Origin of the sequence: Glaciihabitans sp. GrIS 2.15 (assembly GCF_035984695.1) — a bacterium.
Taxonomy (GTDB): Bacteria; Actinomycetota; Actinomycetes; order Actinomycetales; family Microbacteriaceae; genus Lacisediminihabitans.
In genome coordinates, this window is record NZ_JAXCHU010000005.1 from 142,004 (window position 1) to 156,884 (window position 14,881).

General features: G+C 62.8%; 12 protein-coding genes. 5 read left to right on the top strand and 7 right to left on the bottom strand.

The genetic code is table 11. The features are described 5' to 3' along the window. Positions 1–112: 112 nt before the first annotated feature. From RCH11_RS09080 to RCH11_RS09095, 4 genes are all read right to left on the bottom strand, one after another. Complete coding sequence (locus tag RCH11_RS09080) at positions 113–1,261, bottom strand: ROK family transcriptional regulator (RefSeq protein ID WP_327056674.1); 1,149 nt, start codon at positions 1,259–1,261, stop codon at positions 113–115. Between the two features lie 75 nt (positions 1,262–1,336). Further along, positions 1,337–2,338 carry a sugar phosphate isomerase/epimerase family protein gene (locus RCH11_RS09085; protein ID WP_327056675.1) on the bottom strand — a complete coding sequence of 334 codons (1,002 nt, stop codon included), beginning with the start codon at positions 2,336–2,338 and terminating at the stop codon, positions 1,337–1,339. A 45-nt stretch (positions 2,339–2,383) separates the two neighbouring features. Next, entirely contained in the window at positions 2,384–3,544 is a 1,161-nt protein-coding gene (locus RCH11_RS09090; RefSeq protein ID WP_327056800.1) for a Gfo/Idh/MocA family protein, read from the bottom strand. 95 nt (positions 3,545–3,639) lie between these two features. After that, a complete protein-coding gene (locus RCH11_RS09095; protein ID WP_327056676.1) occupies positions 3,640–4,689 on the bottom strand; it encodes a substrate-binding domain-containing protein in 1,050 nt (349 codons plus the stop codon). Between the two features lie 304 nt (positions 4,690–4,993). Here RCH11_RS09095 and RCH11_RS09100 point away from each other — a divergent pair, with 304 nt between their 5' ends. From RCH11_RS09100 to xylB, 4 genes are all read left to right on the top strand, one after another. Next, entirely contained in the window at positions 4,994–6,469 is a 1,476-nt protein-coding gene (locus RCH11_RS09100; protein WP_327056801.1) for a sugar ABC transporter ATP-binding protein, read from the top strand. Positions 6,470–6,495: 26 nt separating this feature from the next. Then, positions 6,496–7,500, top strand: coding sequence for an ABC transporter permease (locus tag RCH11_RS09105; RefSeq protein WP_442789029.1), 1,005 nt, complete (start codon positions 6,496–6,498; stop codon positions 7,498–7,500). Positions 7,501–7,549: 49 nt separating this feature from the next. After that, positions 7,550–8,740, top strand: coding sequence for a xylose isomerase (gene xylA, locus RCH11_RS09110; RefSeq protein ID WP_327056677.1), 1,191 nt, complete (start codon positions 7,550–7,552; stop codon positions 8,738–8,740). 117 nt (positions 8,741–8,857) lie between these two features. Continuing rightward, positions 8,858–10,240 (top strand): xylulokinase, encoded by a 1,383-nt coding sequence (gene xylB / locus RCH11_RS09115; RefSeq protein ID WP_327056678.1) that lies wholly within the window; start codon positions 8,858–8,860, stop codon positions 10,238–10,240. 31 nt (positions 10,241–10,271) lie between these two features. Here the strand turns inward: xylB and RCH11_RS09120 are convergent, their stop codons facing one another. The 3 genes from RCH11_RS09120 to RCH11_RS09130 all read right to left on the bottom strand — a co-directional run bounded on the left by RCH11_RS09120 (position 10,272) and on the right by RCH11_RS09130 (position 13,301). Continuing rightward, positions 10,272–11,369, bottom strand: a complete 1,098-nt coding sequence (locus tag RCH11_RS09120) for a Gfo/Idh/MocA family protein (RefSeq protein ID WP_327056679.1) — start codon at positions 11,367–11,369, stop codon at positions 10,272–10,274. Then, positions 11,354–12,064 (bottom strand): ThuA domain-containing protein, encoded by a 711-nt coding sequence (locus RCH11_RS09125; protein ID WP_327056680.1) that lies wholly within the window; start codon positions 12,062–12,064, stop codon positions 11,354–11,356. The genes RCH11_RS09120 and RCH11_RS09125 overlap by 16 nt, the downstream gene beginning before the upstream one ends. Before the next feature lie 214 nt (positions 12,065–12,278). Beyond that, on the bottom strand, positions 12,279–13,301 hold the full coding sequence (locus RCH11_RS09130; RefSeq protein WP_327056681.1) for a LacI family DNA-binding transcriptional regulator: 1,023 nt from the start codon (positions 13,299–13,301) through the stop codon (positions 12,279–12,281). 267 nt (positions 13,302–13,568) lie between these two features. Between RCH11_RS09130 and RCH11_RS09135 the strand changes: the two genes are divergently transcribed. Then, positions 13,569–14,825 carry an ABC transporter substrate-binding protein gene (locus tag RCH11_RS09135; protein ID WP_327056682.1) on the top strand — a complete coding sequence of 419 codons (1,257 nt, stop codon included), beginning with the start codon at positions 13,569–13,571 and terminating at the stop codon, positions 14,823–14,825. Positions 14,826–14,881 lie beyond the last annotated feature (56 nt).

Sequence of the window (14,881 nt, forward strand, 5' to 3'; positions counted from 1 at the left end):
AATACTTCCTGGGCAGGCGGGAACAGCGGAGTGCCACGGGAATGGCGAAGAGGGGGGATGACTTCCATCGATTGCGGAGATCTCAAATAAGCCTAACGACAAAGCGGCCGGGCTATTCCACGATCGCCGGTACCGAGACGGGGGCGAAGGAGAACGCACCGGGATCGGCGAGGATCGCCTCGAAGGCGAGTTCACCCGCTCCAATGATGAGAAGGTCGGATCCGAGTTCAGTGCGGGTGACCCGCACGCCGTCGCGGGAGGCGAGTAGCGGCTGCTTTGCGAGCAGCGCCTCGAGATAATGGGGTGCGGCGGCATAGATGGAGGCGAGAAAGCCACCGACGATAACGAGCTGCGGGTTGAGCATGTTGATGGAGTTGCGCAGTGCGATGGCGAGGAAATCAAGCTGGCGATGCACCTCTGCGATCACGGAGGGAGACGAGGAGGCCAACAGGGCGGATTCCAGTTCATCCGGGTCGGCATTATCGAGCTTGAGGACGGAAAGTAGGTTCTCGCGGCGCACTTCGGTCTCCAGGCACCCCATCGCCCCGCACTGACAGGCGATACCGTCGCTGTTGACGAGAGTGTGCCCGATCTCACCGGCATACCCGTCGACCCCGCCGAGAGGCACGCCGCCCGCAATAATTCCGCCGCCGATGCCGCTCGCTCCGCCGTTCACGTAGATCACATCGGAGAGACCACGTCCGGCACCAAAGGTGCTCTCGGCCATGGCACCGAGGTGGGCGTCGTTGTCAGCCACGACGTCGAACCCGGTCGCGTCCTCGAGGAGACGACCGAATGGCTCGTCCTGCCAGGCGAGGTGGGGGGCCATCCGCACCAGCCCGTCCGAGGCTCTCACCTGGCCGGGTACGGCGACACCGATCCCGACCGTGCGGTAGCGGGAGTCGAGTTCCGATCTCATCGCCTCGATCACCACCGCACTGATATTCACCGCCTCGCCGACGGAGGGCGAATGTTCCGTGACGTATCGGATCTTCTTGATGACCGTCCCGCCGAGACTGACTACACCGATCGAGATCGCATCGATCTCAGGGTTGATGGAGATTGCGACGACGAGCGGATTCGGCCGAACGATCGGACTCGGTCGCCCCCGGCTGTTGGTCGCGTCGGGCTCAGTTTCGACGACCAGCTCGCGCTCGACAAGCTCGCCCACCAGAGCGGCGACGGTCGAGCGGTTGAGTCCGGTCTGGCGGGTGAGCTGAGCTCGAGAGAGGTTCCGTTGTCGGTGTACCAGACCAAGCACCACCGACAGGTTGTGTCGCCGCACGTCGTCGTTGCTATTCCCGCGCTCATTCCGCGGCGGATCAAACCGCGTCATTCAGCGGGCGCTGAACGCCGCGTCGAATGCAGCATCCGGCTGGTCGAAGTTGAGTCTTCTCACGAATTCGAGCGCTTCGGGTGCACCAATTAGGCGGTCCATTCCGGCGTCCTCCCACTCGATCGAGACGGGGCCCGCGTACCCGATTGTGTTGAGCATGCGGAAACTGTCTTCCCACGGTACATCCCCGTGACCGGTCGAAATGAAATCCCAGCCTCGGCGAGGATCGGCCCAGGCCAGAAGCGAACCGAGCCGACTGTTGCGGCCGTTGGACATCCGCTTTCTCGTATCTTTGCAGTCCACATGATAAATGCGGTCCTTAAAGTCCCAGAGGAAGCTCACCGGGTCGAGATCCTGCCAGATAAAGTGACTCGGATCCCAGTTGAGACCGAATGCCTCGCGGTGGCCGATGGCCTCAAGGGTACGCACGGTGGTCCAGTAGTCGAACGCGATTTCGCTCGGATGGACCTCATGGGCGAATCGCACTCCCACCTCGTCGTATACATCGAGGATGGGATTCCACCGGTCGGCGAAATCCTGGTAGCCGGCATCGATCGCGCCTTGTGAAACCGGGGGGAACATCGCGACGTATTTCCAAATGGACGAGCCGGTGAAACCGATCACCGTCTTCACTCCGAGCTTCGCCGCCAGTCGGGCGGTGTGTTTCATCTCCTCGGCGGCGCGCCGTCGCACACCTTCCGGTGTTCCATCGCCCCAGACGACATCGGGAAGGATGGCGCGATGCCGCTGGTCAATCGGATCATCACAGACGGCCTGCCCCTTCAGATGGTTCGAGATCGCCCAGACCTTGAGGTTGTACCTGTCGAGAATCGCCAACTTGCCCGCAACATACTCCTCATCGTCCCAGCGCCACGGGTCCAAATGGTCGCCCCAACAGGCGATCTCGAGTCCGTCGTAACCCCAGCTCGAGGCGAGTCTCGCAACTTCCTCGAACGGTAGATCCGCCCATTGGCCGGTGAAGAGGGTTATCGGTCGGGTCATGTGCCATCTCCTTGCGTGTGCGCTGATTCTTGGTGGGCTGGTTGGTCAAGCAAAAGCCGGCACGGGAATCGTGCTGATCCATGCGCTGCCGCTGTCCGAGCTCTCGTCGACAGCAGCGAGCACGCGCTGCACCTGCAGCCCCTCGTCGAACGAGGGTCGCGGTTGCTTCCCGGCGTCGATCGCCGAGACGAAGTCGAATACCTGGTTTGAGAAGCTGTGGTCGTAGCCGAGCATGTGTCCGGCGGGCCACCAACCGGAGAGATACGGATGCCCGGGCTCGGTCACGAGAATCTCGGTGAATCCGCGTGTGGTCGACCGCGCCGTCGCGTCATAGAACTGGAGCGAGTTCTGCCGCTCGAGATCAAAGGAGATCGAGCCGAGAGAGCCGGAGATCTCGAGGCGAAGAGCGTTCTTGCGACCGGTGCGCATGCGGCTCGCTTCGAAGGACCCGAGAGCGCCTGAGCGAAATCGCCCGGTGAACAGCGCGAGGTCGTCGACGGTCACTTCTCCGCGCTGTCCCGAGGCCGTCCCGGACAGACCGTGTGGAGCTTCGAGCACCGGGCGCTCGGAGACAAAGGTCCTGAGGATTCCAGAAACAGCCTCAATCGGGTCCCCAGTGACGAACTGGGCGAGATCGATTGCGTGCGCACCGATGTCGCCGAGAGCGCCAGAACCGGCGAATTCCTTCTTCATCCGCCAGGTGAGTGGCGCCTCGGGGTCGACGAGCCAGTCCTGCAGATATTCGGCGCGGACCTGTCGCAGGTCGCCGAGCTTCCCCTCGCGCACTAGTTCTCGGGCGAACGCTATCGCCGGTACCCGACGATAGGTGAATCCGACCATCGAGAAGATGCCGCGCTCGGCCGCGCACCGAGACGCGTCGGCCATCACTATGGCTTCCTCGACGGAGTTGGCCAGCGGTTTTTCGCACAGGACGCGTTTACCGGCGGCGAGCGCGGCGACAGCGATTTCGGCATGCGAGTTTCCGGGCGTGACGATGTCGACCACGTCGATATCGTCGCGTTCGACCACGTCGCGCCAATCCACGGAGTGTTCGGCCCACCCCCACTTCGCGGCGGCCGCAGCCACCGCAGGTGAGTTGCGACCCACGATGACCTGCATGACCGGGCTGCTGGCGAGATCGAAGACGCGGGGTGCGACGCGCCAGCCCTGGGAGTGCGCGGCACCCATGAATCCGTGGCCGATCATGGCCACTCGAAGCGGGCGGGAGAACTCTGGCATTGTCACTCTTTCGCTGGGATAAAGGGCGCCGGCGCATTTCGGGCCGGCGCCCGGGTTGTCGGTTAGGACTCGAACGCAGAAGTGATGTACTTATCTACATTCGCCTTCGTCACGACCGGGGCGTTCAGCCGCACCAAGCGGGGAACCTCGTTCTCGACCAGGTCACTGAGCGCTTTGCTTTGAACGACGAGCCGTGCCAGACGGATGCCGTCCGCCGCTTGGGTATGCGGATAGATCACCGTGGCCTTGAGCACCGAATTGTCGGCCTTGATCGACCTCATCACGTTCGCCGAACCCGCACCTCCGACCATAATGAATTCCTTGCGGTTGGCAGCGGCGATGGCCGCAAGCACTCCGACGCCCTGGTCGTCGTCATGATTCCAGATGGCATCGATCTTCGGAGCGGCAGCGAGCAACTGGGATGCCGCCGCCTCTCCACCCTGGACGGTGAAGTCTGCCGCCACGCGGTTGTTCACCTTGAGGCCACAATCGTTGAGTGCGGCGGCGAAGCCCTTGCTACGGTCCTGAGTGAGCGGCAGCGAGTCGATTCCCGCGATCTCCGCGACGATCGCGTTCTTCTTGCCTTTGAGCGCACCGCAGATGTAGGTGCCCGCACTGACCCCCATGCCGTAGTTGTCGCCAAGCACGGTGACCCGAGCGGCGAAGGTGCTCGAGAACTCGCGATCCACATTGATCACGGGGATTCCTGCCTGCATGGCCTGGATCGCCACCTGGGTGAGGGCGGCACCGTCCGTCGGCAATAGAACGATCGCGTCTACTTTGTCGTTGATGAAGGACTCAACCTGACTGATCTGCAGGTTGGCGTCGTTGGTTCCTTCCGCGACTTTGAGTGTGACGTCCTTGTACTTCTTCGCTTCGGCGATCGCGGATGAGTTGATGGCTCCGAGCCACCCGTGATCGGCCGCAGGCCCGGAGAATCCGATGGTGATCGACTTGCCCGAGGCTTTGTTGCCCGAGACGGTGTTGCTGTCGTTGTTTCCTCCGCTGGTATCGGCTGTCCCTGCTGTGCAGCCGGCGAGAAGACCGGCAAGAGTGACTGATGCGCCGGCCAGGACGAGCATCCTTTTTCGGGCCATGGTTTTCGCAAGCATGTGTTCCTCCGTGTGCGTGGTGTTCGGACTGTTCGCCAACGCGGAAGAAATGGTGCGCGGCGTTTGCCTGTGTGGGGCCGCGTGATCCATGGTGTCCTCATTGACGTTTGTCGCAACATAACAGAGGTTTACCGCCGTGTCTCGTTTTTTTTGAACCATGTCTTTGTGCAGAAGATGGATAGCGTGTCCCAAAAATCAATGATCGAGTGCTTTTCCTAGAATATTCTGGCGGGGAGCACTCGAGTTCTGTTATGTTGCCGAGATGATCAAAGAGGACCAAAAAGCGCTGCTGGCGGTGCGCGGGATGACAAAAAGTTTCGCCGGCGTGCGCGTTCTCGACGGCGTCGACCTCGAGATCCTGCCCGGTGAGGTGCATTGCGTTCTCGGGCAGAATGGCGCCGGAAAGTCCACGTTGATCAAGACGCTCGCCGGAGTGCACCGCCCCGACGCCGGCACGATCTTCTGGGAGGGCTCCGAGGTCACGATCAGCGACCCGGTTGCCGCAATCGACCTTGGCATCGCCACGATGTACCAGGAGCTGGATGTCGTCGACGGCCTCTCTGTCGCGGAGAACATTTTCCTCGGACACGAGATGCACACCCTCGGCCTGTTGCGCACGAGGCAGGCAAACAGGAAAGCTCGGGAACTACTCGCGCAGCTCGGTCATGAATCCATCTCCCCCAACCAGGAGGTGGGTTCGCTCTCGTCCGCAAACAAGCAGATCGTGAGTATGGCGAGGGCGCTCTCGCACAATATCAAGCTCATCATCATGGACGAACCGTCCGCCGTACTCGACTCGGAAGAGGTGAAGAACCTCTTCAGGGTTGTCCGTGAGCTGACCTCCGTCGGGATCGCCGTTGTCTACATCAGCCATCGGCTCGCCGAAATCCGCGAAATCGGAGATCGAATCACGGTGATCAAAGATGGCCGAAGCATGGCGGTCGGGCTTCCGGTGGCCGGAACCGAAACATCTGACCTGATCCGCCTCATGACGGGCAGGACTATCGAGAACGTGTTCCCTGCCGCTGCGACGATTGCGGCGGATGCGGCCGAGCTGCTCGTGGTCGAACATCTTGGCGCCGACGGGGTATTCGAGGATGTCAGTTTTACCGTGCGGGCCGGAGAAATCGTCGGGCTCGCCGGACTCGTCGGTTCCGGTCGCTCGGAGATCCTGGAAACGATCTACGGCGCGCGCACTTCGACTTCGGGTTCGGTCACCGCAGGTGGGGTCCGACTGCGACCGGGTTCTGTCGGACATGCGGTCTCTCATGGACTCGGCCTTTCACCGGAGGAACGGAAAAGCCAGGGCCTTCTCCTCGATCAGGCGGTGTTTCGAAACGTGACGCTTTCGAGTTTCGTCCGGTTCGCACGGTTGTCCTTTCTCAACGAGCGCGCGGAGCGATCCGCGGCACGCTCGCAGCTCGACTCTCTCGACCTTCGTCCCGCTAACCCCGACCAGCCAGCCGGAACCCTGTCCGGAGGGAACCAACAAAAGGTCATGCTGGCGCGGTGGCTGGTGCACGGGACCTCTGTCCTGTTGCTTGATGAACCGACTCGGGGAGTGGATGTGGGAGCTCGAGCGGAGATCTACACCCTGATCCGCTCACTTGCCGCCGCAGGGACCGCGATTGTGATCGTCTCGAGCGAGATCGAGGAAGTGCTCGGCCTGGCCGACCGGGTACTCGTGATCGGGGACGGGCGAGTTATCGACAGCCGTGATTCCGGATCCATCGACGAACAAGAAGTGCTTGACCTCGTAATGAAGGGAAATGCCGCGTGAGCGCACAGGAGCTGTCTCATCCACCGCTGATCGGCCCCGGCCATGGCTCGAACCGACAGTCCTTCGCCGGCAGGGTGCTCGGTGGTTCGGTCGGTCGCAACCTCGGACTGGTCATCGCGCTCGCTGCGCTGTTCGCGGTCGGCACGATCACGGCGGGTGATCGATTCACCAGTATCGATAATGTGCTCACCATCGTTCGCTTCGCCTCGATCACCGGAGTGCTGTCCATCGGTGTGACATTCGTGATCATTGCGGGGGGAATCGACCTTTCGGTCGGATCAGTGCTGGGACTTGCGACGGTCGTTGCGACTCTTCCCTCCGTTCAACTGTTCGCGGAGCAGACGAATTGGCTCGTGATGGTGCTCATTGCCCTCGTCGTCGGGACTGTGGCGGGGGTAATCAACGGGGTCGTCATTGCCTACGGGAATGTCGTTGCCTTCATGGCCACCCTGGCGATGCTCGTCGGCGCGCGGGGGCTCGCCGAGATCCTGTCCAATCGCACGACGCAGATCGTGCGGGTACAGGGCTTCCTTGACGTATTCCGTGCGAACCTCCTCGGTGTACCCGTGCTCATCTGGATCTTCCTGCTCGTGGCGGTCGCGGGGTGGATTCTCCTCAACCGCACGACGTTCGGGCGACGGACTATCGCCATTGGCGGCAACCGTGAAGCCTCGCGCCTCGCGGGGATCGGCGTAAAGAAGCACATCGTCGCGCTCTACGCACTCGCCGGACTCACTGCGGGTATCGCGGCGATAATGATGCTCGGTCGCACGACCGCCGGTACATCCACCCACGGCACCCTGTACGAACTCGACGCGATCGCCGCGGTGGTCGTGGGTGGAACTCTCCTCGTCGGTGGCCGGGGAACGATCACCGGCACCGTTTTCGGGGTGTTGATCTTCGCGACGCTCACGAACGTCTTCACTCAGAACAATCTGTCAACCTCCGTCCAGGCTCTGGCCAAAGGCGTGATCATCGTCGTGGCGGTGCTGCTGCAGCAGCGGTTCGCCGCCCGAAAGAATTCGCGGTAACTGCCGCTTCCGTCTCGTTCCGCACACCCAACCGAAAGACAGGTCCACCATGGCTGCAGAGCCCACCCGCGACGACAAATTCTCCTTCGGCCTCTGGACCGTCGGCTATAACGGAACGGATCCCTTCGGCGGCCCAACCCGGCCGCCCCTAGACGTTGTCGAGGCGGTCACCCGCCTCGCCGAACTCGGCGCCTACGGTCTCACCTTCCATGACGACGACCTGTTCGCCTTCGGATCGAGCGACGCGGACCGCCAAAAGCAGATCGACCGGCTCAAGCAGGCGCTCGCGGACACGGGACTCATCATCCCGATGGTGACCACAAACCTGTTCAGCGCACCCGTTTTCAAGGACGGCGGCTTCACCTCGAACGACCGCGGTGTGCGCCGTTTCGCGATGCGCAAGGCCATGCGCCAGTTGGAACTCGGCGTCGAGCTCGGCGCCAAGACCTTCGTGATGTGGGGTGGACGCGAGGGAGCGGAATACGACTCAGCCAAGGACATCCGCGGGGCCCTCGAGCGCTACCGAGAAGCGGTGAACCTGTTCGCCCAGTACGTTACCGACAAGGGCTATGACATCCGCTTCGCTATCGAGCCAAAGCCGAACGAGCCGCGTGGTGACATCCTGCTGCCCACTGTCGGGCACGCGATGGCGTTCATCGAAACCCTCGAAAAGCCGGAGCTCTTCGGCGTGAATCCGGAGGTCGGGCACGAGCAGATGGCCGGACTCAACTTCACCTCCGGCATCGCGCAGGCGCTCTACCAGGGCAAGCTTTTCCACATCGACCTGAACGGGCAGAAGGGCATCAAGTACGACCAGGACCTCGTGTTCGGTCACGGCGACCTCGCTAATGCGTTCGCGCTCGTCGACCTGCTCGAGAACGGTGGAGCACACGGCGGACCGTCTTACGACGGGCCGCGGCACTTCGACTACAAGCCCTCGCGCACCGAAGACATCACCGGTGTCTGGGACTCTGCTGCTGCGAACATGCGCACCTACCTGCTGCTCAAGGAGCGGGCGGCTGCCTTCCGGGCCGACCCGGAGGTGCAGGCGGCCCTCGCGGCGTCCCGCGTCGCGCAGATTAACGAGCCAACCCTGAATGCCGACGAGAGCTACGACGACCTGCTCGCCGACCGCAGCGCGTACGAGGACTTCGACACCGATTCCTACTTCGGCGGAAAGGGCTTCGGCTTCGTGCGCCTCAACCAGCTCGCCCTCGAACATCTGCTCGGCGCGCGCTGAGAAGCCCGCGGAACTCCGGCACAATGGCTCACACGGGTAGCTGATCGCATCGCTGACGGGGAGCGGGGACATCCGCCCGAAAAATTGCCGGAGTTGTGACCAGAAGAGGGAGAACCGATGACGCTCGTCGCCGGGGTCGATTCATCCACCCAGAGTTGCAAGATCGTGATCTGTGACGTCGACACAGGCGCTGTCGTGCGCACCGGGCGCGCCTCGCACCCGGTCGGAACAGAGATCGAACCGGAACAGTGGTGGGAGGCACTTCGTCGCGCGATCGCCGACGCGGGTGGACTCGATGATGTGGCCGCGATCTCCCTTGGCGGGCAGCAGCACGGAATGGTGGTGCTGGATGCCGCGGGCCGCGTGATCCGCCCGGCACTGCTCTGGAACGACACACGTTCCGCCGCCGCCGCCACCGCGCTCGTCACCGAGGTCGGTGCCGCCTCGTTCGCGGAGCGCACCGGGTCCGTGCCGGTGGCGTCGTTCACAATCACGAAGCTGCGCTGGCTCGCCGATGCCGAACCCCAGAACGCGGCTCTGGTCGCCGCGGTGGCGCTCCCCCACGACTGGCTTACCTGGCGGTTGCGCGGATTCGGCCCCGATAACCCGGTACTCACCGAGCTCATCACGGATCGTTCCGATGCGAGCGGTACGGGCTATTTCGATTCAAGATCGAACGAATACGACCGTGCCCTTCTGTCCCTCGCCCTTCGGCGGGACGCGAGCGGCATCGTTCTGCCGATGGTCCTCGCGCCAAACGAGTCGCGAACCGCTGGAGCGCTCGTGATCGGTGTCGGAGCCGGCGACAACGCTGCTGCCGGGCTTGGGCTTGGCGCTCACAGCGGTGACGTCGTCGTGTCGATCGGCACGAGCGGCACCGTCTTCGCCGTCACCGAAACCGTCACCTCCGACGCCTCAGGCACGGTGGCTGGATTCGCGGATGCGAGCGGCGCCTTCCTCCCGCTCGTCGCGACCCTGAACGCCGCGCGCGTGCTCGACTCCGTCGCTCAGCTGCTCGGTGTCGATCACGCGGAACTCGGCAGGCTCGCCCTCGAAGCGCAACCCGGCGCGGACGGCGCGGTGCTGCAACCCTATTTCGAGGGGGAGCGAACCCCGAACCTGCCCGACGCGACGGCGACCCTTTTCGGCCTCACCCTCGCATCCGCCAACAGGGCGAACCTCGCACGGGCCGCCATCGAGGGGATGCTGTGCGGGCTCGCCGACGGACTCGACGCTATCCGCGCTCAGGGCGTCGAGGCAAAACGCATTTTGCTCATCGGTGGCGCAGCGCAGAACGAGGCAGTCGCCGCGATCGCCGGCCAGGTGTTCGACATCCCGGTGGAGGTGCCGTCCCCGGCAGAGTACGTCGCGTTCGGTGCCGCGGTGCAAGCCGCCTGGGCGCTCAGCAACGCGCGGCCGGACTGGCCGCTCGAATTCTCAGCGCGCCCGCCTCACGACACCCGTGCCGTCATCCGCGAGCAGTACGCCGCGCGCCGCTGACTGCGGCGTCGTCATCCGCGCCACCCTGGACTCACCACGTGCTCGGCGTTGCCCCGAACGGCACGGGCTCGGGGCGCGCGACGGTGCTGGTGAGTTCAACCACCCGGTGCTCGCTGGCTGCACGAAGCACCGCATCCATAATTTCGAGCACGTGGAACGCCAGTTCCGCCGACGCTCGGTGCGGGCGACCAGTCTCGATCGCGTGCGCCAAATCCGCCAGTCCAACACCGCGTCCGGCATCCGCGTAGCCCGCGGAGATCGGCATCTTTGTCCACTCCGGCGTGTCCACTGTCCAGACCTCTACCTGGTCGGAGAACCGGTTGGGATCGGGAACCGCGATCGTGCCTTTCGTTCCATAGATCTCGAAGAGCGGAGCGCGTGAGGCCCACACTTCGAAGCTGACGGTCAGGGTGGATGTCACCCCGTTCGTGTGTTCGAGAATCGCGCTGACATGCGTTTCGACGTTCACCGGAACGCTGCTGCCCGCCTCGTCTCCGGTGGCGATAGAGCGCTCCCTGTTCGACCGCGTCGCAACGCCGGACACACGAATCACCGGCCCCAACAGCGTGACAAGGGTCGTGAGGTAATACGGTGCCATGTCGAAGAGAGGCCCACCACCGGGCTGGTAGTAGAACTGGGGCGCCGGATGCCACAGTTCGTGACCCGGTGAGCTCCAGTGCACTGCTGCGGCAACGGGATCACCGACGGATCCGGAATCCAACAGAGCGCGCGCTGTCTGCACGCCGGTGCCGAGCACGGTGTCCGGTGCGCTGCCCACCCGCAACCCATGCTCGCGCGCGAATTCGAGCATCGGCGCCGCCTCATCGGGGTCAAGCGCGAGAGGCTTCTCCCCGTACACATGCTTGCCTGCCCGGAGCGCGCGCATTGCGATATCGACGTGCGCCACGGGGATGGTGAGGTTCAGCACCGCGTCGATGCGCGGATCGGCGAGAAGCGCATCGACGGTGAGCACATCGACGTCGTGCTCCGCTGCCACTTCGGCCGCGCGAGCCTCGTTGATGTCTGCGACAGCCACGACGTGCAATCCTTTCAGGCGGGGAAACTCGGCGAAGTACTGGGCGCTGATAGTGCCTACCCCGATGATTCCGATATTCAACGCGCTGCCCATAGCAAGCCTCTCTCCACGATCGTGCGCACATTCGGGTTATCGAGTACCTCGAGTCGGTGCCCGGGAGCCGAGACGAAGATTCGGCCCTTGCCCCACTGCCTGGTCCAGATTGCCGGGGCCGTGACGGGACGATTCCACGCATCCCAGGGGCGAACGGCCTGCGTGGTCGTCGCCAGCACGTCGTTGTATTCGTCGCTCAGTACCCAGTACTGCTCGGTCACCAGATCGAAGTCCTCGATCCCGCGGGTGATCGGGTGCGAGCGACCCAGTTCTGTGATGTGCACCGTGTAGGGAATGTAGTTGTCGGACTGTTCGCCGGTACGAGTGGCCGGATCCTTGCCCGCATGGTGGGCGAATTGACCGCCGATCATGTGGACGTAGTCGGCATTGTCGCGATACGAGTCCGCGATTCCCCCGTGCCAGCCGCCCATCCCGGTGCCGTTGAGCACCGCGGTCTGGAGGCCAGCGAATTCGTCCGTGGTGATGGATGCCATGGTGTTGATCTGCAGGATCAGGTCGACGGTCGCGAGGTAATCGGCATCCGTGTAGACGGCCGGCGACTCCTCGATGCGCACCGTGAACCCGTTTTTCTCGAGGAACGGAATCATGGAGTTGGTCGTCTCGACGGGCTGGTGCCCGTCCCACCCGCCCCGCACGATGAGCGCCCTGCGCCCGGTTGGTAGTGCCGAAGTCACCGAGTTCTTCCCATTCCACAGCGATAGCCGCTCATTGTTGCTTCATTTCAGAATTGTCACCGTCGTGACTGTCCACGGCGATCCAGGAACTGCCGGCTCGGCCGCATCCACCGAGCCAGTCGTTTTACGTGTGCCGTCACGCTATCCCGGACGAGATGATGAGCGCAAGCTTTCTCTAACCATCCAGAAATATATCGTGATGGATCGAGGTAAGTCAGGCCCTGGGCGGTGCCGTGCTCGCCCGCACCACGAGACTCGTCGCCAGATCGATGCGAACGAGCTTCCGCTGAGGATCGTCACGAAGTGCGAGCACCAGGCGCGTCGCCTGCTCGGCCATCTCAATCAGCGGCTGGCGCACCGTCGTCAGCTTGGGGCCAACCCAACTGGCGCTGGGAACATCGTCGTACCCGACGACCGAGACGTCATCCGGCACGACGAGCCCCAGCACCCGTGCCGCTTCGTAAATCCCGAATGCCTGGAGATCGTTGCCCGCGAAAATCGCCGTCGGCCGATCCGCTCTCGCAAGAAGTTTCGCGCCGGCTGCGACGCCATCCTCATAGTGGAACTCCCCCGCGTCGATGAGCGTCGGGTCGAACGGGATGTGGGCCTCGTCAAGTGCAGAGCGGTATCCCGATAGCCGAGCCCGAGAGCACAGCATCTCCAGTGGGCCGCTGACCATGGCGATTCTGCGATGCCCAAGCTCGATTAGGTGCCGGGTAGCTGCTAGGCCACCTGACCAGTTACCGGAGCCCACCGAGGAAACATCCGGATCAGGATCCCCGGCGGGGTCGACCACCACGAACGGGATATTGCGCGTCGCCAGCTGTCTTTTGTGATCGACAGACAACTTCGAAAACATCAGGATGACGCCAACGGGCTGTCGTCGCAGGATGCCATCGATCCAATCGGGCGCCGGGGAATAGTGCTCTCCGCTCTCGGTCAGAATGACGCTGAGGCCGTATTCACGAGCGACGCGGTCGACTCCGCGAATGATTTCCAGCGACCACTCGCTGTCGATGTTCTCGAACACGAGCTCGATGAGCCGTCCCTGCGAGTACGCGTTTCCACGACGGCTGTATCCGGCAGAGTGAAGCAGCTCTTCGATGCGCTCGCGTACGGAGTCCGAGACGCCCGCTCGGCCGTTGAGCACCTTCGAGACCGTTGACATCGATACGGAAGCATCACGGGCAATCTCCGCAAGGGTGGCGCGCGCCGACGAAACCTTTTGCTGACTCATGCGCTCATGCTACTGGGCATGCGGGGCACTCCTGAGGCGTTGGGCGCGCGCTGCTCGCTGGCCTCATCGGTTGACAACCTCCGAGAACCAATAGATACTGATGCCGTCGCAGCACGAAACCTTTTCACCTTTAGAGCGACACATGCATCCAAAGACGAATCATGGCCGCCGCCACTGGCGACGGCGGCTGGAAAGGAAACTGTCATGGCGTCACAATCCACGGGATCTTCATTTTCGAGGCGGGGATTCTTAGGAGTCGCGGGAGGCGTGGCAGCAATCGCCGCGCTCGCAGCGTGTTCGACGGGAGGCGGCTCGGGCAGTTCCGCACAGGCAATCAAGTTCTGGAACATGCCCTGGGGCGGAACAGAGTTCAACCCGCTCGATAAGAAGATCACCGTCGCCTATACGCCGAAGAGTGGAATGGGCGCGGCCACTTACCAGGAGATCCAATGGGCGAACTTCACCCAGACCTTCTCCTCTGCTGTGGCTTCCAACACGGGGCCGGCCGTGAGCTCTGGCGGAGGAACACAGGCGTTCCAATTCGCCGAACAGGGCAAGATCGCTTACGCCGACAACCTCATCGACGGCTGGAAGAAGAACGGTATTTACGATGACTTCTTCGATGGTCTCGTCGACACGTTGAAGACCGACAAGGGCTACGCGGCAGTGCCATACAACCTCGATGTGCGCATCTCTTGGTACAACAAGACGCTGCTCGAGCAGGCGGGAGTCCAGCCGCCAACCAACTGGGACTCCTACCGGAGTGTGTGTGCGGCGCTCAAGAAGAATGGTGTTTACGGCTTCGGCCTCGGCTCCGGTGCTGGAAACTTCACCGGCAGCCACATCCTCACTGCGTTCATGATCAACAACGGCGGCGGACTTTTCAACGCAGACAAGAAGCCGGACTGTGTCACTCCCGAGAATATCCAGGCCATGGACTTCGTCCTGGATCTCGTAAAGAGCGGATACAGCGATCCGGCGGGTGCCACCTACACGAGTGCAAACGTACAGTCGCAGTGGAAGGCGAAGAAGTTCGGCTTCGGATGGGATGGCGCGGGTCTTGCCGCTGGGGCAGTCGGAGACGTAGCGAGCGACCTCGTCGTCGGCAGCCCGCTCACCAGCCCGAGCGGCAAGACGGGTGGCCTGTACTTCCCGAACAACATCATGATGTACAAGAACACCCCGAGCCAGGCCAATTCTGAAGCATTCCTCACGTACTACTATCAGAACATGAAGGAACTGTGGACGAAGAAGACGGGTATCGGCTTGCCGCCGCTCAAGTCGATCTCCGAGACTGCTGAGTTCAAGGCAGACCCCAACAACGTGAAAATCGTTAAAGAATGGCAGCCCGTCTTCAAGACCTGGGCCGCTCCCGGCGGAACTGGACTGTTCTACAACATCGCCAACACGGTCGACGGAACCGCTCCGATGATCACCTTTGCGCAGTCGATCCTCGGTGGCAGCACAGATTCGAAGACGGCCTTGACGGCGCTGCAGAAGTCGATGGAAGGGCTCATGAAGTAACACCGATTTGGGTGGGTCCGGAGCGAGCTGGGCCCACCCTTTTCCGCTTCAGGAAC

What these genes read in the sequence shown, in the direction of transcription:
- RCH11_RS09085 (WP_327056675.1), bottom strand. Translation starts at nt 2,338, where the DNA reads ATGACCCGACCGATAACCCTCTTCACCGGCCAATGGGCGGATCTACCG.
- RCH11_RS09090 (WP_327056800.1), bottom strand. Translation starts at nt 3,544, where the DNA reads ATGATCGGCCACGGATTCATGGGTGCCGCGCACTCCCAGGGCTGGCGC.
- RCH11_RS09095 (WP_327056676.1), bottom strand. Translation starts at nt 4,689, where the DNA reads ATGCTTGCGAAAACCATGGCCCGAAAAAGGATGCTCGTCCTGGCCGGC.
- RCH11_RS09100 (WP_327056801.1), top strand. Translation starts at nt 4,994, where the DNA reads ATGACAAAAAGTTTCGCCGGCGTGCGCGTTCTCGACGGCGTCGACCTC.
- xylA (WP_327056677.1), top strand. Translation starts at nt 7,550, where the DNA reads ATGGCTGCAGAGCCCACCCGCGACGACAAATTCTCCTTCGGCCTCTGG.
- xylB (WP_327056678.1), top strand. Translation starts at nt 8,858, where the DNA reads ATGACGCTCGTCGCCGGGGTCGATTCATCCACCCAGAGTTGCAAGATC.
- RCH11_RS09120 (WP_327056679.1), bottom strand. Translation starts at nt 11,369, where the DNA reads ATGGGCAGCGCGTTGAATATCGGAATCATCGGGGTAGGCACTATCAGC.
- RCH11_RS09130 (WP_327056681.1), bottom strand. Translation starts at nt 13,301, where the DNA reads ATGAGTCAGCAAAAGGTTTCGTCGGCGCGCGCCACCCTTGCGGAGATT.